Raw genomic sequence first — 26,470 nt, 5'->3', positions numbered from 1 at the left:
TTGCACCTCGCTTAATTTTCGAGGAGTAATCATGCATTTTAAAATCAGCGCCCTTGCGCTTGCCAGCGCAGCTTTACTAAGTGGTTGTGGCAGTTCTTCTTCCAGCGATGACGGTGATCGTGGTGGACTAAAAGACCCAGTTAGCATCGCATTTATGTCGGATATTCACTTCCATGATGTGTATGCTGATTTTTCTACCGAGGGCGGAAACCAAGCCTTTGAAGGATTGGTGAGCTACGAAGGCAACCCCAATGCGACCATTCGTACCATGGGCGCTCAGCTCGGCTCAACCCGATTATTCAACGAAAACTACTTCGCCCTGCGCGCTGCGCTGGATGATCTGGCTGAACGCGGCGTGAAGCTGGTAGCGATGCCGGGGGATTTCAGTGATGACGGCCAGCCGGTGCACTTGCGCGGTATGGATAAGATGCTGCAAGAATACACCGACAAGTACGGAATGGAGTTCTTCGCCGCGCCGGGTAACCATGACCCGGTTCGTCCTTTCGATCACGAAGCCGGTAAAAGCGACTACCTTGGCGTGGACTATCAGAATCAAAATATCCGCAGTTTGGGTCACGGTGACTGCCTGAGTGGAGATGAGAACACTATCTGTACTCATGAGATTATCCACCAAGGGATGGGCAATGTGATGACTGACATGGGCGCCCATGGTTTCTTCCCGAAACAAGAGTATGCCTACTTCGAGACGCCATTTACCAGCGAGGCGCTACGCGACGACTATAGCTTTGATTTGGCGAAAGAAGAGGCTGCGCTGGCTAACCGTCAGCATGAAATCTGCGCAGACGGTACCGGTGGTGATTACAATACCGCTAACGATCGCGGCGTGTGCTCTATGCAGTTTGACGCCAGTTACTTAGTTGAGCCAATCGAAGGCCTTTGGGTGTTAAGTCTCGACTCGACCGTATTCTTACCGAACGACTCTGCGGCGATAAACCCAGAAGATTCGGGGTCTTACAGCGGTGCTCAAAACAAAGGTTGGGACCACGTATTCAGCCACAAAGAGTACCTGGTTGACTGGATGCAAGATGTGGTTACTCGCGCTGAGGAGCAAGGCAAGAAACTCGTGACCTTTAGCCACTACCCAATGGATGATTTCTACGGCGGCGCGTATGAGGTGGCAGAAGACTACTTTGAAAGCGTTGAAACCAACTTCCTGCAACATCACCGCCTACCTAGCAATAGCATCAGCGAGCAGCTTGCGGCTATGGGCATCAAGCTGCACGTGGGTGGACACATGCACTACAACACCACCTCCACGGTAAGCAGCGAAGGCAACACCTTGGTGAACATCCAGGCGCCATCGCTAGCGGCTTATGTGCCAGCTTACAAGCTGGTGACGCTGGATAACAGCGACATTATCGAGGTGGAGACCGTGGTAATGGATGATGTGCGCGACTTTGATCAACTGTTTGAGCACTACCGCTTGGAGAAGGCCGCTGGTGCGACTTGGAACGAGCGTGTACTAAGTTCTCGCTCTTACGTTGAGATGAATGATTACCACATCATGGGGCTGGCTGAGGGCTGGGCCAGTCGCTGGCCGGGTGAGACTAAGCACATGATCGAGCATATCAACGGTCGTCAGATGATGATCTTGTCGCAACTGGAGACGGATATCACCACCTGTGAGCTGGCTTCAGTTATTGATCTGCCAAACACTGACGCTTGTGCCTTTAACAGCAACATCGGTGATACCTTCCGCCAAGATTGGGCGAATGCCACCTTGAAAGCCGAAGCTCTCGCGCTTGAGAATGGCATGCACTTGCGTGACTTTGTATGGAGCGGCATGGATTTGCTGACCGACTTCTATCGCTTGCGTAACGCCGACGAGCTGGCCATCAAGGTTGGGCAGCTCACCGAAGAGAGTGTAGCGCAATACGCGCTGGTATCGGGCGCGCTGCGCGATATGGATGTCAGCGTACTGGAAGATAACCACAACCACCCAGTGGGCGAGGTGTTCAAGGAGCAGTTCGGTGTGATCTTCACCATCTTGGAAATGCTCTACAACCGTGCACCATCGGATAACTTCCTGATCGACACGCGCAGCGGCGATGTGATGGATATGAGCGGTAACGTGTATCGTTAGATAGATGCTAAACAGAGTTCTTCTTATTAGTAGAATCTAATGTTCGTGAAATCTAAGCCCTCGCGACCCTGTGAGGGCTTTTTCGTTACAGCTCTTTTAGCCTATTAATTAATAAAAAAGTAGTTATGTCAGGCTAACGAACTGATTAAAAAAGGTTCTCTTTAATGTCTTTACACTCACTAATGAGCTTGGCGAAGCATGGCTTCATTTAACTCGCTGAAAACGCAGGTTTGCAGCGCCACGACGGTTAAGACTTGAGCCGAATGGACTATATCTTTAGTAGAGTGAAATTTAGTCAAAGGCAGGTGGCATGAGTAAGCAGTATCAAGTATTGGCCGTAGTCATCAGTTTGTTTTTGTTGTTTCCCCCATCCGCGTACTCTGCCAAGTCCGATGATGCAACGCTAGTTTTGGGAGTCATTAGCACTAACCCAAAGAAAGCGGTAAAACGCACAACCCCTTTCGCAAAATATCTGGTATCGCAGCTACAAGACCATGGCGTTACTCAGTCCAAAGTGATGGTAGCGACTAACCTGGAGCAAATGGTTCGCTGGATGAAGGCGGGCAAAGTCGACATGGTGTCCGATACAGTGTTCTCTGCGGTGACTCTGGTCAACGAAGCTGGCGCTGAGCTGCTGGCGCGTCGCTGGAAAAGTGGGGTGGCGGAATACAGCAGTGTGTTCTTCTCCCGGCAAGACAGCGAGATTCAGTCGTTCGATCAACTACTTGGCAAGACGGTGGTATTTGAAGACCGTTATTCAACCAGTGCCTATTTTGTCCCCGTTATCATGTTACTAGAACAAGGCTTCACCTTGTATGAGCAAGCCTCATTGCGTGATATGCCACCTGCTGATTCGATTGGCTATGTGTTTGTTGACGAAATTTCCTCGTCCAGCGGTGAAGTGAACATGTCGGCATGGGTGTTTAATGGGCAAGCTGCTGCTGCAGCATTTAGTAACCTGGACTGGGAAAAAGAGATCCCACCGGCAATGCGCCAAGAGCTTGAAATCTTCGCTTCCTCTATAGCTATTCCCCGCGCACTGCAGGTGGCTCGCCCGGGTTTGCCGATCGAGCTTAAACAAGCATTAACCGAGGTGATGCTCTCAGCACACTTGGATGAACAAGGGCAAGATGCGTTGAGTCAATACAAGAAAACCGCCCAGTTTGATGAGCTTGACCAAGCCGTTCAAAACAGTATCGATTGGGTCGAGAAAGCGGCGCCGTTGTTAGAGCAGCTTTACTAGTCTCATGTGTAGGGCTCGGTAGAAGAGTATCAACTTATGAAGTTAAAAGGGCGGCTAACGGTATACAGCATACTTTCGTCCTTGGCTGCCTTGATTCTGTTACTGATAGTTCAGTTATATATTTTCAAACACCATGCACAGCATTTACTTAGTCACTCGAGTAAAGATGTCAGCAGTAGCCTGATATCTCAGTTGGAGCAACGGGCACATTACACCTTAGGTTACCTTTCAGAAGCTCTGATTAATCCTATTTATCTGTTTGATATGGAGGGTATCTTTGACCTTCTTGAGCCAGCGCTGAACTCTGAGGAAGTCATTGAGGTGGTTGTGTTCTCAGCTGAGGGTACCATTATTCACAATGGGCAAGAGGTCATGCAGGCCTACGGTAGTCCATTTGAGCAGCCAGAGATACTGAACACTGTATTGCAGGAACAGCAGCACTACCACCGCCTCGCTGAGAATACCCTTACGGTTGCTGAGCCGCTGTTCATTGGTGACGAGTTGTTGGGTGGCCTGAGCCTAAGCTATTCGCTAAAAACCATTAATCAAGATATCGCCGACACCGCCAATATTATCGCCCGGATTAACGAAGGCAGTATTCGCGATGCTCTGTTAGGGTCTTTGCTGGCGGTAGTGGTGGTAATGGCGGTCACTGTTGTATTGTCGGCGTGGCTAGCGAGTGCCTGGAGCCGCCCGATCCTCGCCTTGGTCAAACAAGCCAAATACATAGGGCGAGGTGATTACTCAAGACCCAACTGCGTTAAGCGCAGTGATGAAGTGGGAGAACTGGCGGCTGAGATTAATGCAATGAGCACGAACCTGAAGGAGCGCACCGAGCAAGTCGAGTTCTTGGCCTATCACGATGCGCTCACCGAGCTACCCAACCGTTTGCGTTTTATTGAGTTTGTTTCTGGGGTGATTGAGCAAACACAGCACAATATTGCGGTCATCTTCGTCGATCTTGACGAGTTTAAAGCGGTCAATGATAACTATGGCCACCGAGCGGGGGACCATTTGCTTTGTGAAGTGGCTAAGCGGATTGAACACAACTTACGGGCCAGCGATATGGTCGCATCGGCGCTCGATATGCGGGATGAAAGCTGCGTGTTGGCGCGAGTGGGAGGCGACGAGTTTCTCTTGTGCATTCCCGACGTGGAAGATGTGCTGCAACTCGATGTTATCGCTGGACGCATTGTGGATGTACTCACCAAAGGCTTCATCTTGGAAGATAGCAGCGATGAGGTGTTCATCGGCTGTAGTATTGGTATCGCGTTATCGCCAAATGCTGGCACAAGCGCCGTTGAGCTGATAAAGAATGCCGACATTGCCATGTATGCAGCCAAGAGCGCGGGTAAAGGCACCTATCGCCACTTCAATCAGCAAATGGGCGATGCGGTTGCCCGCAAAGGGCTGTTGGAGCGAGAGCTTCACAAAGCGCTATGTGATTGCCAGCAGTTTTCCCTGTTCTATCAGCCCTTGCTCAGTTTTGAGAGCCAGCAAGTGATTGGCGCTGAAGCCTTACTGCGTTGGCGGCACCCGAGTTTAGGCATGGTGCCGACTGATGAGCTAATAGGGATTGCCGAGGCCACAGGTTTGATCATCCCACTGGGTGAGTGGGTGATTGAGCAGGCGTGCCAGCAGCGGCAGCACTGGGCTAGTCAGGTTGATGATGATTTTTATATTGCAATCAACCTATCGGCTAAGCAGCTGAGTCGCGAGCATGCTGCGACAAGCTTTGCTGAAAACTTGGAGCGCTTCGGCCTACAACGTCATTGGTTGCATGTTGAAGTTACCGAAAACTCCCTGCTAACCGACGAGCAGCGGGTAATGGACAACTTGGTGGAGCTTCGCCATCTGGGGATACCGGTTTGGTTGGATGACTTTGGTACCGGATACTCTTCGCTGAGCTATTTGCGCAAGTTTAAGGTCGATGGCTTGAAGATCGATCGTAGCTTTGTCGCCGACCTATGTGAGGACGAGGTTGATCGCGCCCTGTGTATTGCCTTGATCCGCTTGGCTGAAAGCCTACAAATAAGCGTGGTGGCAGAGGGGGTTGAGAATATTCAGCAGAGCAACATTATGTCTCAAGCGGGCTGTGATATTGCACAAGGCTACTTCTTTTCTCGACCCATTCCGGCTGAACAGTTTTTGGCGTACTACCGTCAGCCGGGGGTGGAGAACGTGCGAGGCTAGCGATTAATGCCCCATGGCATTTAGCAGCTGCATGGTCATCTTCTCGGTGGTGATAAAGCCCCAGCTCCAGTCGCCTTCGTAGCCCTCAAGTGGATTGAGTTCCAAGATCTGCTGTGGTTTTTTTCCTTCGTCCAGATGCTTTTGCACGATCTCGCTAGTCTCAACCAACATAGTGTTGGCGCGCTGCAGGTCGTCACGTTTGGCCACCGGGCCGTGGCCGGGAACTAAGATGGTGTTGTCATCAGACAGGGCAATAATGGTCTGCTGGGCGGCGATATAGCCTTGCAGGGTGCCACCGCCATCTAAGTCGATAAACGGAAACAACCCGTTAAAGAACACGTCGCCGAGGTGGATGATATTGGCGTCTTTAAACACTACTGCGGAGTCGCCACTGGTGTGGGCGGCGGGCAGGTGGATCATCTCGATATTGTGGCCATTAAGGTGCAGGCCCAAGGACTCTGAGTAGGTGATCATCGGCTGACCGGCTTGCTCAACCGGGATATTGCCACTGAGCGAGCGGATGCCGTGCTCGGCCAGATAGGCGCCCAGGTTTTCGTGGGAGACGATCTGTGCCCCTGCCTTGCCGAAGGCTTCGTTGTTACCAATATGGTCGGCGTGGAAGTGGGTGTTAAGCAAAAAGCGCATTGGCGCGATCTTCATCGATTCCAGGGTTGAGACCAACAGGGCGAGGTGATCGGGCAGGGCATCGTCGATCATCACGCTGCCTTGCTGGCCGTCTAGCACCACGATATTACCGCCGGTGAAGCCGCCCTTACCGGAGAGCATGTACAGCTCAGGGGCGAGCTCTTGAACCTCGAAGCTGACCTCGTTGGCTTTCAAAGGTTGGCTTAGCACTAGCCACAGGCAGCTAATCAATAGGGCAGCGATCGGTAGTCGTCTGATTCCTTCCATGTGTTATTCCTTTTTTGTCGGTGGATGGCTGAGACTGCGCCATGGGTGTTTAGCAAGACTACAGTTAACGCGGCTATGGCGATCACTCGCTTAGAACCGAACAAGTATCTTGAGGTTGCTCGGGTATAACCATCAAGTGTAGGCGATGTGGCTGCGCTTATATCAGAGCGAGCCGAGGCAGCGGTATCGTGGCTGTGACGTTAGGAGGAGTCGCTATGGGGGAGCTGCGTTTGCTGGAACGGGAAGACGTTGCGCCCGGGCTTGCTGCCACAGGCGCAACGGAGTGCAAGAGGGCTTAAGCGCTACGCAAGCTTATGCTGCTTAGGGTTACGCTTAGCTTGGCTATCTCGCCGCTGCGTTGGAACAGTTGCGCGGTGAACGATGCGGGAAGCGTCAGGCCGCTGATCTGCTCTGTTTGACCGTTGCTTAACTCACAGCGGATCCCCGGTGCTTGGCTGTCATCAAGCTGATAGATGAACGGCACTTGGCAGTAGGTAAAGGCGAGTTGGGCTTGGTCGAGCCCTACGCTATGGCTTTCGCCTTGCAGGTCTTGGTAGCGGAACGGAGCCGGCGCTTGTAAGAACTCATCACGCTTGAGCAGGCTTGGCTTGATGCTTAGGCAGCCATCGATAATCTCCAGGCCTAGCTCACCGAAACGGGTTAGCACTTCTTCTTTCACCTGCCCGGTCATCCCCGGCTGCTGAGCGCCGGCTTGCTTGGGCGTGTGCGAGTAGGGATCGGTGGGGAAGGCGCCGTAGTTATCCGGCGTCTTGTTAAAGCCGATGCCTTGGCGCACCCGATAGTAGTAGTCCGCTAATTGCTGGGTGGCGGCGCCTTGAGGGTCGGCCTCGCGGGCTGCCAGGTAGTTCTCCTGCACTGCAAGTAACAGCTTGGAGACCATATGCCAGTAGATACAGCCCAAGCCTTCGTAGCCGAACATGGTGCCGGAGCGACCGGTGAAGGCCTTGTGATTAAAGGTTTCTTCATAGGCGGCTTCCAGATTCTGCCAATGCTCGTCGTTAAAGCTGGCATAGTCCGGTTTGACCTGAGCAATCGTCGCGCGCAACTGGCCGATGTTCTCGCAGCTGGCATGGAAGCGATAGTTGCCTTGCTCATCACGCTGGATAATCCGCGTATCATTGGCCTCCAGCATGCTGCTTAGTAAGGTGCTGCAGCCAACGCTGGCGGCGCTGAGGCAGTTCTTATCCATAAAGCCGTTTAGCGCGCGGTCGGGGTACAACATAAAGCTCTGCTGGTCGGGTCGATACATCTCGCTGGCAAACAGCTTATCGAGCAGTGCCACCGCTTGCTCTGGCGAGAGTACGCCGGCGCTGAGGATCGCTACTTGGCCTTCAAGCATCGGGTAGAGCTGCTCAATGCTTAGCTGCTCGGCGCTGTAGGTCATGATGTTGTAGGCGTTATACAGGCCATCGCTGCGCAGGTTACTGCGAATGCTGGCATCGAGAACCGCGAGGGCCACGTCGGCAAACTGCTTGAGGGTGGCGATTTCCACCGCTTGCTTACCGGAGAAGCCGTTTTGCTGATACACCTTGTTGCGATAGCGCTCGGCGGCCAGCTCAAGTTCAGTGAGCAGCGACTTGCGCAGTTGTGGGGTGACATGGGCTTGGCTAATTGCCTGTTGGGCCTGCTCAAGGGTGTGGCTAATCGAGAGCATCCACTCCACCACCTCGCTCGATAAGCGGGTGCTTTCAGGCAAGCGCTGCAATAAGGTTTGCATAAAGGCCACATAGCGACGCATATAGTACAGCGTGACCATCGACAGACCGTTGCCGACAATGGCGTTGTTGGCATCGTTCCATTCCGGGCGTTGGGTGTTGAGCCAGATCCCGCCATCGAGCACCAGGTTGCTGAGCTTGGCCAACAGCGGCACCAGCACCTTCTCCATCAGGTTGACCATGTACACTTGCTGCTCGCCATCGAGCACCATGCGCCCGTCAAAGCCCAACGCGTCGACGCGCTGTTCGATGCTTTGCTGTAACGCATCATCAAACTCCACGGTGTCTTTAGGATTGGCAAACAGCTTGTCCACATCGCCCAAGCGGTAGGGTACGTTGGCGTAGCTAAAGATATCGCTGCTCAGCATCTCGCTGAGCTCGCCGCTGTTGTAGTTACTCAGCTGCTCCAGGAACTTAAGCAGATAGATAATCTGGTGATCGCCCCAGTAGCCGATGTTGCTCCACGGGTCGTTCTCGTCCAGTAGCTCCCAGTCGATGCCCTGTTTGGTGATGCGATAGGGGTTGTAGCCATCCATGGTGGAGGCATTAACAAACTTGGCCAGGAACGAGCCAACAAAGCCCGGATAGCTGGCCGCCATGGCTTCCCAGTTCTGGAAGATATCTCGCCAGTTGCCTTGGTAGGAGAGTAAGCGCTCACCTTGCTCGTCTTTGAGTTTGATCTCGAAGTGGTTCCAGGGGCGGCTCGGGTCGCCGTGGCGGCGGCCGAAGGTGAGCGGCAGGTACTCGTAGCAGATCCGGATTAGCTGGGCGTCGCCGCTTTGCTTGGCCGCAGTCAGCAGTTCGCTATGCAGTAGCTTCTCAGGCAGCTTCGCTAACAGGTGCTGCTGGCGTGTTGCCACCTCGGCGTTGGTGTTAGTGATGGCGCTCAGTACGTCTTGCTTGTCGAGCAGGTAGCCGTTGTCGAACACCCCGCCGCGCATGCTGTTAAACAACACGTTGGCATAGTGGTGAACGCTGGTGGCCTCGTCGTTGGTCAGCTGCCAGGCATCGCCGCCCGACATCAAGTTAATCAGCTCCTGCTGGTTAGCCGCGATACTGGCACTAACCTGCGCTTGCAGTGCGGCGGGATCGCTCAGTAGCTGCTGCAGCTGGGTAATCGCCTGATGATTGTGGTCGATATCCGCCACGATGCGCCAGTCGGCGCTTTGTTGGGCCGCCAGGTTCAGGGTCTTGGCTAGCAGGTAGGCGCCGCGCTCGCCTCGCACCAAGGTGTCTTGTTCAAGCGCCAGGCCGCGACGGAAGGCTTGCAGCTGCTTGCTGCTGAGCAGCAGCTGGTTGTCGCCGCTATCGAGGCTGAACACGCTGGTGGCCAACAGCGACTCGGCGGGCTCTGCGCGGTCGGTCAGTTTGGCGTACATGGTGTAGAGCACCAGCGGGCTGTCGGCGAGTCGCTCGTTCCACTTATAGGCATCGACCAACGCGCTGGCCTTTTGCATTGAGCCCAGCGGCGCGCCGGAGGGTTGCAGGTTCTGCAGACCATCGATGAGCTCGATGCTTTGGCTATTCTCGCTGAGGTTGCGGATCTCGGCATGGCGGACAAAGCCGAAGCGCTCGCTGGTGTTCCAGCTGTATTGGAAGCTCAGCTGCAGGCTATGGTTGATCTCTTCGAACACCAGCTTGTCGCCAATGGTGTTCTTATAAATGTTGCGCTCCACCTGATAGAGCCCATCGTGGTGGCGGTTAAACGGTTCCCATAACGCGCTGCCAGTGGCGGTTGTCACTCTGACTAAGGTCTTGGAACCGGTGTTCTCGGCGCTCTCATGGATATAGTCCACCGACTTATAGGGAAACAGCGCATTCTCGGGGCGGATCCGTCCGGCGGTAAGGCTGCCTGTGGAAGAGATAAACAGCCAATGGTCACTGGCCGAGACCACGCTGATAAAGAAGGGGGCCATATGATCGACATTGGCAATCTTGTAGTAACGCTCGCCATCTAGGTCGACAAACTGACCGCTGACGGGTGGTTGGCTCGAAGGGTGTGCAAGACTCATACGCAATTTACTCCATAAAGAAAGCGCTTTCTTTTGGGTTAATGTACGGCGGTCCATCGCTGGTGTTCAATAAGTGATCGTTAAAAGCATTTTAAGGATCACAGATTTTTCCTTGCTGGATTCATGGTAATTTCACAAATGAGTAGCCGCATCAATATTAAATACATATAAAACATAAGGATAGGGATTAATGTTTGTGTTTATTGCGTTTTTCTTTGGTTGCCTGATAAAAGTGAAGTTGGTCGTTTTTGCGATTGCTTGTGTTACTTACAGCTGCAGCCATCATGAGGATTTTTAGCCAGCAAAAAAAGCAAGCGCTTTCTTTTGTTGTTTAATTGACCAAGAACAGCCAGTACTGGCTCTGTATCTAGCGAACTATCCTAGGATGTGCTGGATGCTCGCACGATCAATTCGGGGGTGAGTTGCAGTGCGGGTAGCTGGTCCACCTTTTGCCCATCGATCAGCGCCATCACGCGCTCGGCAGCGATGCGGCCCATCTCGCTAATGGGAAAGTTGACCGAGCTAAGCTGGGGGCGCAGGTGCTCGCTCAGGCTGTCGTTGTCGAAGCCGACCACCGCAATATCGTGGCCGATGCGCAGGCTGCGCTCCATTGCCACATCGTATAGCGCGAGGGCGATAGCATCGTTTTGGCAGAACACGGCTTTGATCTTAGGATCGCGGTCGAGCAGCCGCCGGGCGGCTTGATGGTTGCCCTGATCGTCGAAGCGGCCTTCCACCACCAGGTTGGCGTCGTAGTCGATGGCGGCGTCGCTCAGGGCATTGCGATAACCCTGCAGGCGCTCGCGGCTGTCGCACTTACTTAGCTGCCCGGTAATGCAGGCAATATGGCGATGGCCGCTTTCAATCAGGTGTTGGGTGGCCAGGTAGCCGCCGAGTTCATTGTCGAGGTAGGCGCAGTGCTCGGCGATCTCAGGGATATAGCGATTTAGGATGACGGTAGCAGGCTGCTGCTGTACCAAGCTGATCAGCTCGCTGTCGCTCAGGGTATCGGCATGGATGATTAAGCCATCGACCTTTTTGGCGCGCAGAAAACGGATCGACTCCAGCTCTTCGCTATGCTGCTCTTGCCCGCTGGTGATGATCAGGTGATTGTTGCGCGCCCGTACCACCTTTTCCGCATGGTGCATCAAGGGACCATAAAACGGCCCTGACAGGGTACCAACCAACATGCCGATACTGTTGGAGCGGTTAGAGGCCAGCGCCTGAGCGAAGGCATTAGGCTGATAGCCCAGCTGCTCAATCGCATCGAACACCTTCTTACGATTCTTCTCTTTTACTGTAGGGTGGCCGTTTAGCGCACGGGACACCGTGGACTGCGACACCTTCGCCAGCTCAGACACTTCCTTAATCGTAATCAAGCCCTAACCACCTCTTGTTATGGGAAAACCCGCCTATGGTAGTTGCGCTTGTGCGTTCAGCCAATAGCTGTGCTTGCAAATCGTTCTCAGAGATAGGGGTTTTGTGAAGCTATCAAGGCTAATTCAGCGTCACTCGCTTGCTGGCCTTTTGATAGATGATCTTCCAGCCGTTCCAGCGCGGCAACTCCCAACGCTTGGGGCCGTCTTTGCGTAAACCGCTGCGATAATGCACCACCACCTGACGGCGTAGCGGCAAATACTCCACATCCAGTTTTAGCTCCGCCAACACTAAACTGCGCGGGTAGGCCTCATCGAAGCCCTCGCGCTGCCAGTCGGGAATGCCGGCAAAGGCAAAGTCATCGGCATCCAGCAGCTCTACATCCGCATGGCTTTCACAGCCCAAGGCGCTTAGCTGCTGATAAAGCCACTGCTCGGCATCGACCGGCTCACCCTCACCGCCACCATGCTTCTCGCCTAGCTGCACCCAGAGGTTCCAGGCGCCGATATCGTCGCGCAGACTTGCACCGAGGCCTTTGAACAGTCGGTTGGCCAAGATCTCGCGGCTTAGCTGTTGGCATAGTGCGTCGGGGCTGAGGGCTTGCTGCTCGTGACCGATTTCTCGACCGGCATAGCGGCGGATCACTTGTGCGCCACCCTCGCTTAGGCTGCCATCGATGGCCTCGGTTTCTCCGAGCTGATGGCGCATCAGATCGTCCAAACGTAGCGGCATCATACACAGGCCAAGAGTATTGAGTTGCTTGCTGCCTTTGCCGGGTAGCGAGAAGTAATCGAGCACGATGGCCGCCTCGCAGAGCTCAGGAATAATGCTGTCACGGGCGATCTGGATCTCCAGTTGGCCGTTGCCCATGGCATTGCGGCGACGTTCACGCCGGACAAAGGCCAGCTCGGGGGCATGAGTCAAAAGGGCGCTGATCAACGCATTTCTTTGGTAAGTACTGGCCTTGTTAAGCTTGGCAAGCCCAAGGCTTTGCCGTAGCTGCGCGGCCAACTCACGCGCTTGGCGCAAGGCATCACGGTTGACCTCAAGTTCTTGCGGCCAATGCTCTTCAGCGGTGCGCATCAGCTGGATAATCGCGGTAGCCTCGCAATAGCTGGGTAACCATTGATTAAACACCTTCTCCCAATCGAGCTCCGACGGCGGGCTATAGAGCCGCTGCGGCGTGCTCAGGGCAGCGCCAATATCCACCATCGCCTCGCGGGTATGCGTGTCGGGCATCAGGCTGATAAGGTGGGAGAAGAAGCTATCTATACCCACTTTGAGTAAGCGGCTGCCATGGGCGCTGAGTTTACCATTTTCGTCGGTCGCGCCCATTTGTAGCGCTCGCTCACCGGCGATGCCGAGGGCTTTACTCGGTAGCGCTTCGATAAAGTCTAACTCGGATAGCTGCTTGCCTACGGCAGCGGCGTGTAGCAGCGGCTCTAACAGTTCTTCGCGCTGTAGCTGCGGCGGTGTTTGCGCCTCTAACGGTGCGAACTCGCCCCACAAACGGATGCAATGCCCGGGCGCGGTTCGACCGGCACGGCCCCGCCGTTGTTGGGCACTGGCCTGAGAGATACGCTTCAAGCTGAGCACGGTGCGGCCATTGCGCTGTTCGGTGCGCCGCTCTAATCCGGAGTCGATCACCAGCGTAACCCCGGGAATGGTCAAGCTGGTTTCGGCTACGTTGGTCGCCAGAATCACTCGCTGCTGCGGGCTGGGCTTGAGAATACGCTGCCGCTCGCTGTCACTAATGGTTGAGTGCAGCGGCAGCACCGGGCAATCAAGTTGGCTAAGCTGCTGGGCACAGCTGTTGATCTCGCCGCGCCCGGGCAAGAACACCAGCACATCGCCGGCGGTAGCTTCAAGGTTGGCGCGTACTTGCTCCGCACAGCGCTCGGCGAGGTTCCGCCCATCCGGTAAGTGATGAGATTCTCTTGCCGCGTAGTGCAGGCTAACCTCAAACTGCCGCCCTTCGGCGCATAGCTGCTCGGCGCTTAGGTAGTGCTGCAAAGCCTGTGCATTCAAGGTTGCCGAGGTTACCAGTAAACGCAGATGGCTATCGCGGCACAGCGCCAGCAGCAAGTCAGTATCCCAGCGCCGCTCGTGGAACTCATCGAGGATCAGCGTATCGAAATCGCGTAGCTGGTTTTCACTTAGCCAACGCAGCGCAATCCCCGGTGTGACAAAGGCGATATCGGTGCGCTCATCCACATCCGAGAAAAAGCGGATTGCGTGGCCCACCTTTTTGTCGGTCAGTGTCGCCACATATCCCGCCAAAGCCTCACAAGCAATCCGCCGCGGCTGTACTACCAACACTCGCCCAGTTTCCGCTGCCCAAAGTGGCAAGGTGGTCGACTTACCCGAGCCGGTTGCCGCCTCAACCACTAAGTGTTGCTTGGGGAGGCGGGCTTTGATTTGCTGTTCTAGGGCGAAGATGGGGAGGTTGGGTTGTTGGCGCATGTTGTTGTTATAGGTCCTTCACAGAGGGGAGCGGATAACTATTTTGGGGGCCCAGTATAGCGTTGCTGGGCGAGGGATTGAATGCGGCAGCGCTTATCAGCCTGAGCTGATACCAATGGGGCTGCCGTGTTTGGTACACCCTCAAAAGGCCGAGCGCTAGACAGCGCTCGTTGCCGACAGATACCCAAAACCTAGTACAGCGATGATCGCCAGCTCCAATATCAGTGGTGGAAGCACCGCTTTTTCAAAGCCGTCGATGGCCAATCCTAGGACCCGGCCAAAGGCGACAGCCGCCATCACTAGGGCAACCAACAAGTAGCCCGCAACTAGTCCTTGGGTGAGACCTAAGATCAGCGCGCTGGCGCAGGCGATGAACAGCCCGCCAATCACCGAACGAATGGTGTTTAAACCGGCGTTACCTGACGGTTGCAGGGCAAAGTTGCTGAGCATCTTGTGTGGGGCAAGCATCGACATTACACCCAGGCCACTTAGCATTATGGTTGCCAGAATGACCAGTATTTGCAGCATTGTATCCATGGGTTTCTCCTTGTATTAAAGACGGTCGTGCGAGAACTGCTCAATGGCGTAGCGGGCGTTGTCTTGAGCGCTAACATCACCAAGCGATGACTCTAAGCTGAGTTGATTTACCACTGGTCCGGTTGGGGAACCCGCTTGACTGGCATAGAACTGGCCGGTTTCAAAGCGAGGGTCGAACAGCCCATCTAAATAGCGCTTGGCGGCTTTATCGACACTGTGCATCATGCCGAGCATTGGCATTATCAGCTCGCCGATGTATTTGAAAAACAGCTTCTTCATAAATGGCAGGTCGTCCATGCCATTAGTGCCAGTGGTACCGCCGGGGCTCATGGTGATAAAACGCAGGTGTGGGTGTTGCCGGGCCATCGAGCTCATCCAAAGGGTGCCTGTGAGCTTAATGGTGCCGTAGATATCTAGTGGATCAGCCTTTGCGCCAAACTTGCGGCCATTGGCAATGGCAGTAAACTCTTCTACCGAGGCATCTTTCAACTGGGCCTTGGCCACGCCCATCTTAGGAACGCCGCGGGCAGTTTCTGAGCCGGCATACAGAATGGTGGAGGTGACCAATTGGCGTTTGATTAGCTCATCCACTAACACTGAGTGGCCCAGCACATTGGCTGCAAATATGGTGGTAACGCCGTCGGCGGTCAGTTGGTTAGGGGTTTGTCCACCGGTTCCGCCTGCATTTAGCACCACCGCGTCGATGGGGGTGCTGAGCCGCTGGACTGCTTCGCGCACCGATTGGGCATCGGCCACATCGATGATCAGTACCTCGAAGATGTCTTTGCCAGTGGCCTCGACTAACTGTTGCTTGGCGAGCTGGGCTTTATGCTGGCTGCGGCAACCTAGATAGATTTTGCTGATGCCTTCTTCGAACGCGAGTTGCCGCGCTGATTCAAAGCCAATCCCTGCATTTGCGCCAGTGATTAGCACGGTCTTGATGGTTTTCATGCTGTCTCCTTTAGCTGTTTCTGTAGCGACGTGGTTAACGTTATCACCGTTGAAAAATGCGCTGTAGATAGGTAAAAGTGGACATGGTGTTTCAAAAATGAACCAAGGATTGGCATGCTCAACAAGGACAGCTACGCGTTTAACTGGGACGATCTCAAGTTCTTTCTGGCAGTGGCTCGGGCCGGCACCCTACGCGGTGGGGCACAAGCCATTGCGGTAAATCACACCACGATGACGCGGCGCCTCTCGGTGATGGAGCAGCGCATTGGCAGCCGCTTGTTCGACCGCTCCAAGCAAGGCCTGGTATTGACCCAGATTGGCGAGGAGTTATTGCCCTATGCCCAGCGGATGGAGGAGGAGATGACCGCCGCATCGCGCTTTATCGTGGGCAAAGATGCCGACCCCGTTGGTACAGTATGTGTGTCGCTGCCCCATGGGATGGCCCTGACCTCACTGATGGATGACTTCGCGCTATTCTCAACACGTTATCCCGATATCACTCTCAACCTGCAGTTTGGCAATGACATTGCCAACTTGAGCCGGCGTGAGGCCGATGTGTCGGTGCGAGTCGCCAATGAGGTGTTCGACGATGCGGTGGGTCGCCGCCTGGTGCAGATGTCTCAGGCGGCCTACTGCTCCAGAGAGTATGCTGAGCGGGTTAAGGATAATCAGGGAGAAGGGCTGCACTTTATCGGCTGGCACGAACCGGAAGGAGATGTCACCGCCCAATGGCTCAAGGAGAGCTTCTACCCCAAGGCCACCTTAAAGCACCGGGTATCCGAGCTGGTGCCGTTGGTGTCTCTGGCTGCCGCTGGGCTGGGGATGGCGTATCTGTCTTGCAACTTGGGCGATCGTCATCCCGGGCTGGTGCGCGCACCATTTCAAAAGCCTTTACCCTATCGCAGTATCTGGCTACTACTGCACCGTGACTTACGTCGTACAGCCCGCATTCGCTGCTTTGTCGACTTTCTGGCTGAGCAAGTGCAGGCGCGGGAAAATGAGTTTTGGGTAGCAGGGACAGTGACTAGTCCTGTGGCTAAATAGGGACTGAAAAGCGGGCTTGGTTTGTTGGAGCGAATCATCGAAAATGTGACCTACAGTTTTATCGTTCCCCTCGTACTATGGGAGTACCCAATGATCCTCCATTCTTCCACTGTCACCGTCCGAACTGGAACCATTGAAGAGATTATTGAGCTCGACCAAGCGATACCAGAGTTTGAACGGAAAACCTCCAAAGAAAAGCTCCTATCACGATTGCAAGGCGTTACAAGCCTTATCTTAGTTTCCTGCTGTGACGGCAAGCCGGTGGCCTACAAAGCGGGCTATCACATCGATGACCGTGAGTTCTACAGTTGGCTAGGCGGTGTTGTACCGGCTTTTCGTAAACGCGGTATCGCAACCATACTGCGAGAGCGGCAAGAGGCGTGGGCGCTGGAGCAGGGCTATCAGTGGGTCAGCGTGAAATCGATGAACAAGTATCCGCCGATGCTGCAGCTGTTACTTGCCAGTGGCTATCAGATCTGTGGCTACGAGGATAACGGCAGCACTGATAACAGTAAGATCCGATTTATCAAACAGCTACGCCGCTAGTCCCTGCGAGTTGTTCATTTTTGATACATCGCATAATCGGCCCTCTATGGTGATGATAATCTGACCTGATAAAACGATAAACAGCGTTGTAAAGGGAAATGATGATGCGAAAACTAGCCTCGATACTCGCGGGCCTGTGGCTGTGCTGCTCCAGCAGTATGGCTGCGCCAGTAACCCCTCTTGTTGACCCCGTCCTTCCAAGTGCGCAGCAGTGGCTGCAGCATATCGAACAGGACATTGCGCGCTTTTATCTGCAGCCCGGTCCTTTGGGCGATCCTGTAGGTAGCTTTCCCACCTACCTGTGTAACGATAGTCAAACGGCCGACCTCTCCGACCTTTGTCCGGAGCTGCAAGCGAGCTGGTTGCAGGACAGTTTGGGGCGTCAGTACACCAGAATGTTGTCGCGGCAGATCTATACCTATGGCGTAATCTTTCATATGACTGGTAACCCAAAGGCCTTGGCTGCCGCCAAAGCAGGCGTCGATTACCTGCGGGACAATATGTTGAGCGAAGAGGGCGGAGCCTACAGCTATTTAGATAGCGATGGTCAGCCGGGTTTGAGTCTGGCACAAGGCACTACCCAAGACTTGTCCTATGCCCAACTCGGGTTGGCCTTTTACTACTACCTGACGCGTGATGACGCGGTGTTGGCCGATATCCTTAAGCTTAAGGACTATATCTTTAGCCACTATCGCAGTGAGCAACATAATCAGTTGCTATGGGTGTTGGAGGATAGCGCCGATAACACTACCGGTCAGCTAGAGCTGGTGGCGCAACTCGATCAAATCAACGCCTACATGCTGCTGATGTTGCCGCTGCTGCCTGAGCCTTATGCGGCGCAGTGGCGCGAGGATTTAGCCTGGCTCAGCGAGGTGTTACTTAGCCAGTATCACAACGAGCAAGAGCTGCGTTTCTATGGTTATCTGCATCACCCCAGCGGCAAAACGACCACCGGGCGCCATGGCGATTGGGGGCACACCATCAAGGCGTATTGGATGCTGTATCTGGCGGCGGCAGAGCTGGGGCTTGACGACCAGCGCGATATCGCCGAGCAGGGTATGTATGCGGTGTTAGAGCGCGCCTACGCGCAGTTTAAGTTGATGGATATCTTGCCGGACGACCATGGTATGGACCCCAACACCGAGGTGGGTTTTTGGAACGCCACCGAGCACAGCGAGGGCGCATCGTGGTGGCAGTATGCCGAGCTCGACCAAGCCGCGCAAACTCTGGCGTTTAGCGACCCCAGCATGAATGATTACCTGCGCTACACCTATGGCACCTGGCTAAGCGCGATGGTCGACCACGAACATGGCGGCATCCTGCCCTATCCCTACGGGACACAGGCAGCCAAGTTGCACCACTGGAAGAACGGCTATCACGGGGCCGAGCATGCCTTGATCGCCTACCTTGGTGCGAGCCAGCACCAGCAACAGCCAGCAACCCTCTACTTTGCGATTCAGCCGCAAGCGTTAAGCGATGAACTTACCAAGCTGCTGCGACCTTATTACTTTAAGGCTGAGCGTGTCGAACTCGACAAACAGCAAGGTAGGCAGCGGGTCCGCTTTAGCGGTATATCTGGCTAGAGCGCTCGGCTCAACGCAAGCTTTTATTGCGTTTTATCAATGGCTTGAAGTGAGCAGCCGATAGTATTGGGGTAACTGGAGTTTGCTTGGTGGCAGCGCTGCCAAGCATGGTTACTGGATGACCCTATGCTGATTGTTTTTGCTCTGTGTTCTATCGCGCTTTATCTATGGCTGCTCGATGCCAGCATGCAGCTGTTTTTTGGCCTCGATACCTGGCCGACGCTGCTGCAGTGGTTTGGCGCATTTGGTCAGGTAGAAACGCCCATGTACATCATCATCAACCTGCTATTTGTACTATCCAGCCTGTTTTTTTGCAGCGGTGTGCTTAACCTCCTTGAGCGGATCTATTTAAGCCTATTTGGCCGGGCGGTGTGCGTGATGTACCTCGGTAATCGCTATACGCGAGAAGGCACCTATGTCGACTATAAAACGCCCAGGGCACTGTTTACTGGCCGCTCCGATGCCTACTTGAATTACTCGTTTGAGGCACTTGGCGTTACCAGCGATCGAATCAAAGGCTTATGGAAGGGGCGGGTAGTCAATCGCAGAGCGCTATCGCTGCCAGGCATACTGCTCTATGCGCTGCTGTGTTGCTACATGGCGGCGCTAGTGGTGACCGGGCTGATTTGCGCGGTGAGCTGTGTCATCAGTGTCTACCTGCCGGAGCTCCCGGTTGCCGGAATGAACCCAGAAGAGATATTGAACTATTTACTGCGGCCCCTTGGCATTCATCCGGTTGTGGCAGTGATGGGCTTGATGGTTTATCTGATTGTTCACCTGCTGATTGAAGTGGGATTTCACGCGCTGTGGGCGAAGTTTCATGGCGCTCCTCGCACACTAATGAAGATAGCGCCTCGTAGCGAGCGGGTGACCGGGCAAGTGGTGAGTTTCGATAAGATCTATCGCAAAAAAGACTCCTCCTCGAAGAACCAAACCGACACCGGCTACCGCGACATTACCTTCCAGTTCGAACAGCTCTACACCCATCCGGTATACGTGTCATTGCGCTACCATATTGATGAGCTATCAGCGGCATACAACGCGCAGGTAGAGCAGCAAGCTCGCGAGAAAAGCCCGATGGAGCTGGTGGTGAAGGATGATGGCTCGCTGCAGTTACCCCAAGGATATAGTCAGTCGTTTTAGCTATCCGTCACTCTTCTGGCTTCTGGCGATTGAAGCAATAGCTTACTGGTATTAACTAGATATTGATGAGCCAATGATAGATAAGCTTTCGCAAGACCTTAAATATGTTATTGAGCAACCCAAGATAGGGGTGTTCAGTGATCTTTGGGCGCATACCATATACCTGTTGTGGGATGAAGCAGCCCCCCCGACTTGGCTAACAGAGCTGGATGAAGAGGAGATTCCCGGGGAAGTGTTTGATTGCTGGGATGAGCCAGATTCAGCGGTGCGCCAAGGTAATTGGTTGCTGCTGCATTGGGTTGATATAAACGACTACCCCTTAGCAACGGTCGCCCCGCTGCGCCTTGATGAGCTCACTAAGCGTGGCTTTGCCAGCAGTGTGAATCAGGGGGAGTGGGATGATCCAACGTGTATATACCACTACTTGTTTGCTGAGAAACACAGCCAAGAGTTACTGCTAAGCAGTGCACTCTATTTGGTGACCCTTAAGGGTGAAAGGCCAAGCTGTAGTCAGGATATTGCTGATAGCGATAGCTTTCGAACGGTATCGGTTCCGCGGTATGCGTTTACCAAAGAGTATCAGCGAGTGGTGATATCAGGCGGAAGATAGCAGCTGTTAGCTATTCATCATGCTTCGCTAGACTGAATAAAACGCACAGTGTAAACCTGACTGCGCGTGCTGATAGTCAGCCTAAGGAGAGTGTATGAACAAGGTCGTTATCATTACCGGCGCTAGCCGAGGCATAGGCGCTGCGACTGCGTTGCTGTTGGCTCAGCAAGGGTATCGCGTGTGCGTTAACTACCTTAGCCACTGCGAGCGGGCCGAGGCAGTGGTGCAGCAGATCTTGGCGGCAGGTGGCGAAGGCTTTTGCGTGCAAGCGGATGTGTCACAAGAGGCCGAGGTAGAGCGCTTGTTCGAGACGGTGACTCAGCGCTACGGCCAAGTGACTCACCTGGTAAATAATGTCGGTGTGCTGTTTACTCAGGCGGCTACCTCTGAGATTGACTATCAGCGCTTTGAGCGAGTGATGGCGGTGAATGTGGGCAGCTATTTTCTGTGCGCCAAGGCCTTCGTTCAGAGAGCTAGTGACTATGGGGCAATCGTCAATGTATCTTCAACCGCCGCGAAAACTGGTTCTCCCTTTGAATACATCGACTACGCCGCATCTAAAGGCGCGGTGGACAGCTTAACCAAAGGGCTGGCCATGGAACTGGCGGCGCGAGGGATACGGGTGAACGGCGTCAGACCAGGTTTTATCTATACCGAGATGCATGCCGACGGCGGTGAGCCAGACAGGGTCAAGCGCTTGGCCCCGCAGATCCCCATGCAGCGCGGCGGCGCACCAGAGGAGGTCGCTCAATCTATCGCATGGTTGCTCTCTGATGAGGCCTCCTATGTGACGGGCTCGGTGATTGATGTGGCCGGTGGCCGATAATTGGGAGTTGCCAGGCGCTTGGTCTCTCCAGTTTCTGGTTGTATAATCGCTGCCCTTTTAGCCAGTTTGAGTGATCCGCAGTGCTCGAACTGGCCTGTTTGTACCCAGATGAGAAAGCCATGAATTACCCCGCGTCCCGTTTTTCTGTTGCCCCAATGCTTGATTGGACTGATCGCCATTGTCGCTACTTTCATCGCTTGATGAGCCGCAACACTTTGCTGTACACCGAGATGGTGACCACTGGCGCGATTATCCATGGCAAGGGCGATTATCTGGGCTATAACGATGCGGAGCATCCGGTTGCGCTGCAGCTGGGGGGCTCGAATCCCGCTGAGCTGGTGGAATGTGCCAAGCGCGCCGAAGCGCTGGGGTATGACGAGGTGAACCTGAATGTAGGCTGCCCTTCTGATCGGGTACAGAACGGCCGTTTTGGTGCTTGCCTGATGGGCGAGCCGGACTTGGTGGCTGAATGTATGGCGGCGATGGGCGATGCGGTTAGCATTCCGGTTACCGTGAAAACCCGTATTGGCATCGACGAGCAAGACTCTTACGAGTTTTTGACCACCTTCATCGATAAAGTGGCTGCTGCAGGCGTGAAAGACTTTACCATTCATGCTCGCAAGGCGTGGCTTTCTGGTTTGAGCCCGAAAGAGAACCGCGATATTCCGCCGCTGGATTATCCGCGCGCTTACCAGATCAAACGTGACTACCCACAGCTGAATATCTCGGTCAACGGCGGAATTACCAGCCTGGAGCGGGCGGAAGCGCACCTACAACATCTTGACGGTGCGATGCTTGGCCGCGAGGTGTATCAGAATCCCTACCTGCTGGCCGAGGTCGACAGTCGGATTTTTGGCGAGCAGGACCCAGGACTCTCCCGCCATCAGGTGGTTGACGCCATGATCCCCTATATCGAAAAGCACTTAGTCAGTGGCGGCCGCCTGCAGCATGTGACTCGCCATATGCTGGGGTTGTTTCAGGGCTGCCCAGGCGCCCGCGCGTGGCGTCGTCACTTAAGTGAGAATGCCCATAAAGCGGGGGCCGATATCGACGTGCTAAAGACCGCTGCCAGCCTGGTTCGTGCGCCTGAACAAGAGTGACCGCTGTCACAAAAAGCTTACACGCAGATTTTGCCAATGAGCTGAGTCTTAGACTTTAGTTGTATATACTTTAGTCTGATATTGATGCTTTTTTGTTTGGTGAGTTATGCGTGCGTTATCTTTGCTTCGCCGACTGAATGGCTGTTGGACTCAGCGTTTTCTGGTTCGATTTGCTGTTGGCAGTTTGGCAATTTTGGGCTTTAAAATCAGTGCTTTGTACTTCTTTCCTGCGGTACTACTGATTGGAACCCATAATCAGGAATTCTTCGGTTGGTAGTCACCAATTGAGCCATTTCGGCTGGTAATCTGCCTCCTTTACCAGCCGGGCAGGGACGCTGCCCACCCCTCTTTATTGCCTTTGGCACACCCTTTGCTAACTCTGTACAAGAATTGTCACCGTTTTGACGGAGTTTGCCTATGGAAACGATCAATCGTTTTGTCCTACGCTGGGGAGCGTTAGATGTAGTCGTGGCGTGGCTGAGTATCGCCAGTGCCATGCTGCTGTTTATCCCCCAAAATGTGCTGCATATCCAAAAGCTTGAAGGGCAGGGTTACACCTTGGCTGTGATTGGGCTAATCGTGGGTATCGCGTTCTTTGTGAGTCGTGGCTTGATGCTGGCGGCCTCGTTTGCCAAGCGCAGCTGGTTTAGCCGCAAGCAGATGCAACAGCTTAGCTCGATGATTGCCTGTCTCGATCATACTGAGCGAGCGGTACTGCGTGAGTTTGTGATTGCCCGCAAGAGCGTACTTAACCTACCGGTGCTTGAGCCATCGGTGGTAAACCTGATTGATAACGGGGTGCTAACGCCAGTTAAGCCTCGGCAGATGATTGAAGGTCGCACGCGGGTTGATTTGATGATCAGTTTGGAAGCGCGCCCGCTTCTGAGCTATCGCGCACTGGGACTCCCAGTGGGTAAGCTGAGTGAGGAGCACGTGGAGCAGCTAAAAGCTAAACGTCCACCGTTTCTGCGAGCTGACTACCAAGCCAGTCGCACCCATAATGGCCGTTTGTTTAGGATCCGTGCCGAGCAAACGTCGGCGAATGGGGAAGAACAGGCCGATGGTGAACATGCGGCTTAGCCGCATGCTCCAAGCAAACTACTGGGTGCGCTTTTTCAGGTAGCCTGCGTAGTCGGGTACTTCCACTTCAAACTCTTGGTCAAAATAACGGCTGGCAAGCAGAATGTCGGCCGTTGCTTTGTTGGTTGCCACGGGAATGTTCCATACTGCAGCCAAACGCAATAAGGCCTTCACATCGGGGTCGTGCGGCACCGCATCGAGTGGGTCCCAGAAGAAGATCATCACATCGATCTTGCCTTCGGCAATCATGGCGCCAAGCTGCTGGTCGCCACCCATTGGGCCGCTAAGCAGGGGCTCAACCGCAAAGCCATGTTGGCTCAGTAGGGTGCCGGTGGTGCCGGTGCCAAAAAGTTGGTGCTTGTCGAGCTCTGCCTTGTGCAGTTTAGACCATTCAATTAGCGCGGATTTCTTATGATCATGCGCGACCAACGCAATGCGTTTGGACGCAGCCATTTTGCGGGTTGTCGTTTCCATGTCTTTACTTATTTTATTGAGATGCCTCATGTTACTGAGTTGGGTGAACAGTGGCTAGTTGTCTGGCGGGATTTTCGTTAGATTGTATGAAAACGTATTCCTGTTTTGATTGAGAGGGGGTTTTTAAGGGCGGTTATACGCTGTTTTACCTCATAATGAAGCAGGATAATGAAGTAGATAAAAACATCACCAAGGAAATAGGATGGTTTATATTTTTGGCTACGGCAGCTTAATCGATGCCGATTGTCGCCAGCGTACCTTTCCCGGAGAGCATGCGTATCCGGCGCGATTAAAAGGATTTCAGCGTTACTGGTCAGGGCTGAAGAGTGTCGGGGACCGCTCTGCGGTGGTGATCTGCCCGAGTGAAGATAGCAGTGTGAACGGGGTGCTGATCCCCTTTGATGAACGCTTTATTGACGATTTGGACCAACGCGAGTGCGACTATAACCGTGTGCTGTTATCGCAAGACCAGCTGGAGCTGTTAGACCCGCTGCCGCACTCTGCAACCAAGATCTACACCTATGTTGCTAAAGAGCTGTGGCGACCAGCCGATGAGACGCCGATCCTGCAAAGCTATCTGGATGTGTGTCTGCGCGGCTGCCTGGAGGTGAGTGAGCACTATGCCCGAGAGTTTTTGCATTCGACCGAGTTCTGGGTAAGCCATTGGGAGGATGATCGCAATGCGCCGCGTTATCCGCGTGCTGAGAATCTTGATGCCCTATGTCTGGAGAAGATCGACTCGATCCTCAACGACATGGCGCACCTGCAAGCCCACTCACCATTGCCTCAAAGGTAATTGTCTCAAAGGTAATTGGGGCTAGGTTGAAGGCAATAAAAAAGGCCGCTGATGCGGCCTTTTTGCTGTTCGGTAACTGAGATTACAGTACGTGAACAGAAGAGGTGTTGGTGGTACCTGAAGGAACCAGGGCACCAGAAACCATCACTACGATGTCACCTTTGTTAGCCAGACCAGACTCTAGAGCCAGCTCTTTACCCAGTGCGTAGAACGCATCGGTGCTTTCGATATCGGTAACTACGTGAGGTACTACACCTTTAGTTAGGCACAGTTGACGAGCAGTCTTGTCGTTGGTGGTGATAGCCAGGATGTTCGCCTGTGGGAAGTACTTACGTACAGACTTAGCAGACTTACCACCTTGGGTAGCAACAACAATCAGAGGTGCGCTCAGCTTCTCTGAAGTTTCTACAGCACCTTTACATACCGCTTCGGTGATGCGCAGCTTGCCGCTGTCGCGTGCTGGATCCAGGTTAGAAGGCATTACAGCGTCGGTACGGTCACAGATGGTGGCCATGATGCTTACTGCTTCTACTGGGTATTTACCCTTCGCAGACTCACCAGATAGCATTACTGCATCGGTGCCGTCCAGGATTGCGTTGGCAACGTCACCAGCTTCTGCGCGGGTAGGACGTGGGTTCTTGATCATTGAGTCCAGCATCTGGGTTGCGGTGATAACCAGCTTGCGAGCACGGTTACATTTCTCAATCATCATTTTCTGCGCGAAGATTACTTCTTCAACTGGGATTTCTACACCCAGGTCACCACGAGCTACCATGATGCCGTCAGAGGCTTCTAGGATCTCGTCGAAGTTATCAACACCTTCTTGGTTCTCAATCTTAGAGATGATTTGGATGTTCTCACCGCCGTTCGCTTTTAGCAGCTCGCGGATTTCCAGAACGTCTTCTTTCTTACGGATGAAAGAAGCAGCGATGAAGTCAACGCCTTGCTCACAACCGAATACAAGGTCGCCCTTATCTTTTTCTGACAATGCTGGCAGTTGAACTTTAACGCCTGGCAGGTTAACACCTTTGTTTTCACCTAGGTCGCCGTTGTTCAGTACTTTACACTTCACTTCGCTATCAGAAATGGCGATAACTTCCATTTCGATCAGGCCGTCGTCAACCAAGATCATGTTACCAACGCTCAGGTCGGTAGCAAAACCAGGGTAGGTTACAGCAACACGGTCTTTGTCGCCGATAACGGTTTGGTCAGTAGTGAAAGTGAACTCTTGACCAGCAACCAGAGCAACGTCTTCCCCACCTTCCAACTTGATGGTACGGATTGCTGGACCTTTGGTGTCTAGTAGAACAGCAGCGCTCTTACCAGTGTTCTTAACCACTTCACGCAGGTTGTTAATGCGCTGACCATGCTCATCGTAGTCGCCGTGTGAGAAGTTAAGGCGCATTACGTTCATGCCAGACTCAACCAGCTTAGTCAGCATCTCTACTGACTCGGTTTTTGGACCAATGGTACAAACAATCTTAGTTTTCTTCATTGAAGTAAATCTCCGCTCAGGATGCGTTTCAAAAACCCGCGCATTATACAGGAATGAAACTTTAGATTTGTAAAAAATTAACGACATTAGACGTCGCGAAATCAAGTTTTCTGCGATTAGTTACACATCGTTACATTGAAAAGCTTGCCAAATTACATTTTCGCGTTGTCTTAACACATATACCGAAGTTACCTCGCGTATTGATTTCGCTAGGTTTTTGCAAGGTAGCTTGGGTATACAACCAA

The 26,470-nt window shown here is 53.6% G+C and carries 20 protein-coding genes; 12 read left to right on the top strand and 8 right to left on the bottom strand.

What is annotated here, in order from left to right; translation table 11 throughout:
* The first annotated feature begins 31 nt into the window (after positions 1–31).
* The 3 genes from G462_RS0106555 (at position 32) to G462_RS21915 (ending at position 5,540) form a co-directional block, all read left to right on the top strand.
* The gene (locus G462_RS0106555) at positions 32–2,104 is read left to right on the top strand and encodes a metallophosphoesterase family protein (protein WP_026958290.1); all 2,073 of its coding nucleotides are present in this window, start codon (positions 32–34) and stop codon (positions 2,102–2,104) included.
* A 310-nt stretch (positions 2,105–2,414) separates the two neighbouring features.
* Positions 2,415–3,347: a phosphate/phosphite/phosphonate ABC transporter substrate-binding protein gene (locus G462_RS0106550; RefSeq protein ID WP_026958289.1), complete on the top strand. Its 933-nt coding sequence runs from the start codon at positions 2,415–2,417 to the stop codon at positions 3,345–3,347.
* 264 nt (positions 3,348–3,611) lie between these two features.
* Positions 3,612–5,540, top strand: coding sequence for a putative bifunctional diguanylate cyclase/phosphodiesterase (locus tag G462_RS21915; RefSeq protein ID WP_169720145.1), 1,929 nt, complete (start codon positions 3,612–3,614; stop codon positions 5,538–5,540).
* A gap of 3 nt (positions 5,541–5,543) precedes the next feature.
* Here G462_RS21915 and G462_RS0106540 read toward each other — a convergent pair whose 3' ends face one another.
* The 6 genes from G462_RS0106540 to G462_RS0106505 form a co-directional block, all read right to left on the bottom strand.
* Positions 5,544–6,452 (bottom strand): MBL fold metallo-hydrolase, encoded by a 909-nt coding sequence (locus G462_RS0106540; RefSeq protein WP_051326576.1) that lies wholly within the window; start codon positions 6,450–6,452, stop codon positions 5,544–5,546.
* A 295-nt stretch (positions 6,453–6,747) separates the two neighbouring features.
* Complete coding sequence (locus G462_RS0106530) at positions 6,748–10,200, bottom strand: hypothetical protein (protein WP_026958287.1); 3,453 nt, start codon at positions 10,198–10,200, stop codon at positions 6,748–6,750.
* Between the two features lie 380 nt (positions 10,201–10,580).
* A complete protein-coding gene (locus tag G462_RS0106520) occupies positions 10,581–11,579 on the bottom strand; it encodes a LacI family DNA-binding transcriptional regulator (RefSeq protein WP_026958286.1) in 999 nt (332 codons plus the stop codon).
* A gap of 118 nt (positions 11,580–11,697) precedes the next feature.
* A complete protein-coding gene (locus G462_RS0106515) occupies positions 11,698–14,040 on the bottom strand; it encodes a helicase-related protein (protein WP_026958285.1) in 2,343 nt (780 codons plus the stop codon).
* Between the two features lie 156 nt (positions 14,041–14,196).
* The gene (locus G462_RS0106510; RefSeq protein WP_026958284.1) at positions 14,197–14,577 is read right to left on the bottom strand and encodes a DUF4345 family protein; all 381 of its coding nucleotides are present in this window, start codon (positions 14,575–14,577) and stop codon (positions 14,197–14,199) included.
* A gap of 15 nt (positions 14,578–14,592) precedes the next feature.
* Positions 14,593–15,528, bottom strand: coding sequence for an SDR family NAD(P)-dependent oxidoreductase (locus tag G462_RS0106505; RefSeq protein ID WP_026958283.1), 936 nt, complete (start codon positions 15,526–15,528; stop codon positions 14,593–14,595).
* 114 nt (positions 15,529–15,642) lie between these two features.
* On the opposite strand from G462_RS0106505, the gene G462_RS0106500 reads away from it, so the two are divergent.
* The 8 genes from G462_RS0106500 (at position 15,643) to G462_RS21905 (ending at position 23,460) form a co-directional block, all read left to right on the top strand.
* Positions 15,643–16,572, top strand: coding sequence for a LysR family transcriptional regulator (locus tag G462_RS0106500; RefSeq protein ID WP_026958282.1), 930 nt, complete (start codon positions 15,643–15,645; stop codon positions 16,570–16,572).
* 90 nt (positions 16,573–16,662) lie between these two features.
* Positions 16,663–17,118, top strand: a complete 456-nt coding sequence (locus tag G462_RS0106495) for a GNAT family N-acetyltransferase (RefSeq protein ID WP_035476993.1) — start codon at positions 16,663–16,665, stop codon at positions 17,116–17,118.
* A gap of 104 nt (positions 17,119–17,222) precedes the next feature.
* Complete coding sequence (locus tag G462_RS0106490; RefSeq protein WP_051326575.1) at positions 17,223–18,701, top strand: AGE family epimerase/isomerase; 1,479 nt, start codon at positions 17,223–17,225, stop codon at positions 18,699–18,701.
* Positions 18,702–18,827: 126 nt separating this feature from the next.
* Positions 18,828–19,844, top strand: a complete 1,017-nt coding sequence (locus G462_RS0106485; RefSeq protein ID WP_026958279.1) for a hypothetical protein — start codon at positions 18,828–18,830, stop codon at positions 19,842–19,844.
* Positions 19,845–19,917: 73 nt separating this feature from the next.
* The gene (locus G462_RS0106480) at positions 19,918–20,454 is read left to right on the top strand and encodes a hypothetical protein (protein ID WP_026958278.1); all 537 of its coding nucleotides are present in this window, start codon (positions 19,918–19,920) and stop codon (positions 20,452–20,454) included.
* A gap of 94 nt (positions 20,455–20,548) precedes the next feature.
* Positions 20,549–21,280 carry a glucose 1-dehydrogenase gene (locus tag G462_RS0106475; RefSeq protein WP_026958277.1) on the top strand — a complete coding sequence of 244 codons (732 nt, stop codon included), beginning with the start codon at positions 20,549–20,551 and terminating at the stop codon, positions 21,278–21,280.
* A 119-nt stretch (positions 21,281–21,399) separates the two neighbouring features.
* A complete protein-coding gene (dusA, locus tag G462_RS21910; protein WP_026971462.1) occupies positions 21,400–22,380 on the top strand; it encodes a tRNA dihydrouridine(20/20a) synthase DusA in 981 nt (326 codons plus the stop codon).
* Positions 22,381–22,797: 417 nt separating this feature from the next.
* Positions 22,798–23,460: a super-infection exclusion protein B gene (locus G462_RS21905; RefSeq protein WP_051326574.1), complete on the top strand. Its 663-nt coding sequence runs from the start codon at positions 22,798–22,800 to the stop codon at positions 23,458–23,460.
* 18 nt (positions 23,461–23,478) lie between these two features.
* Here the strand turns inward: G462_RS21905 and G462_RS0106460 are convergent, their stop codons facing one another.
* Entirely contained in the window at positions 23,479–23,934 is a 456-nt protein-coding gene (locus G462_RS0106460; protein ID WP_026958276.1) for a methylglyoxal synthase, read from the bottom strand.
* Positions 23,935–24,136: 202 nt separating this feature from the next.
* Between G462_RS0106460 and G462_RS0106455 the strand changes: the two genes are divergently transcribed.
* Positions 24,137–24,730, top strand: a complete 594-nt coding sequence (locus G462_RS0106455) for a gamma-glutamylcyclotransferase family protein (protein WP_026958275.1) — start codon at positions 24,137–24,139, stop codon at positions 24,728–24,730.
* Between the two features lie 82 nt (positions 24,731–24,812).
* On the opposite strand, the gene pykF is transcribed toward G462_RS0106455, so the two are convergent.
* Positions 24,813–26,225 carry a pyruvate kinase PykF gene (pykF, locus tag G462_RS0106450; RefSeq protein WP_026958274.1) on the bottom strand — a complete coding sequence of 471 codons (1,413 nt, stop codon included), beginning with the start codon at positions 26,223–26,225 and terminating at the stop codon, positions 24,813–24,815.
* Between the last annotated feature and the right edge of the window lie 245 nt (positions 26,226–26,470).

This window comes from Aliagarivorans taiwanensis DSM 22990 (assembly GCF_000429505.1).
Lineage (GTDB): Bacteria > Pseudomonadota > Gammaproteobacteria > Enterobacterales > Celerinatantimonadaceae > Aliagarivorans > Aliagarivorans taiwanensis.
Note: the sequence above shows the minus strand (reverse complement) of the source record. Positions and strands in the feature narration are given on the sequence as shown.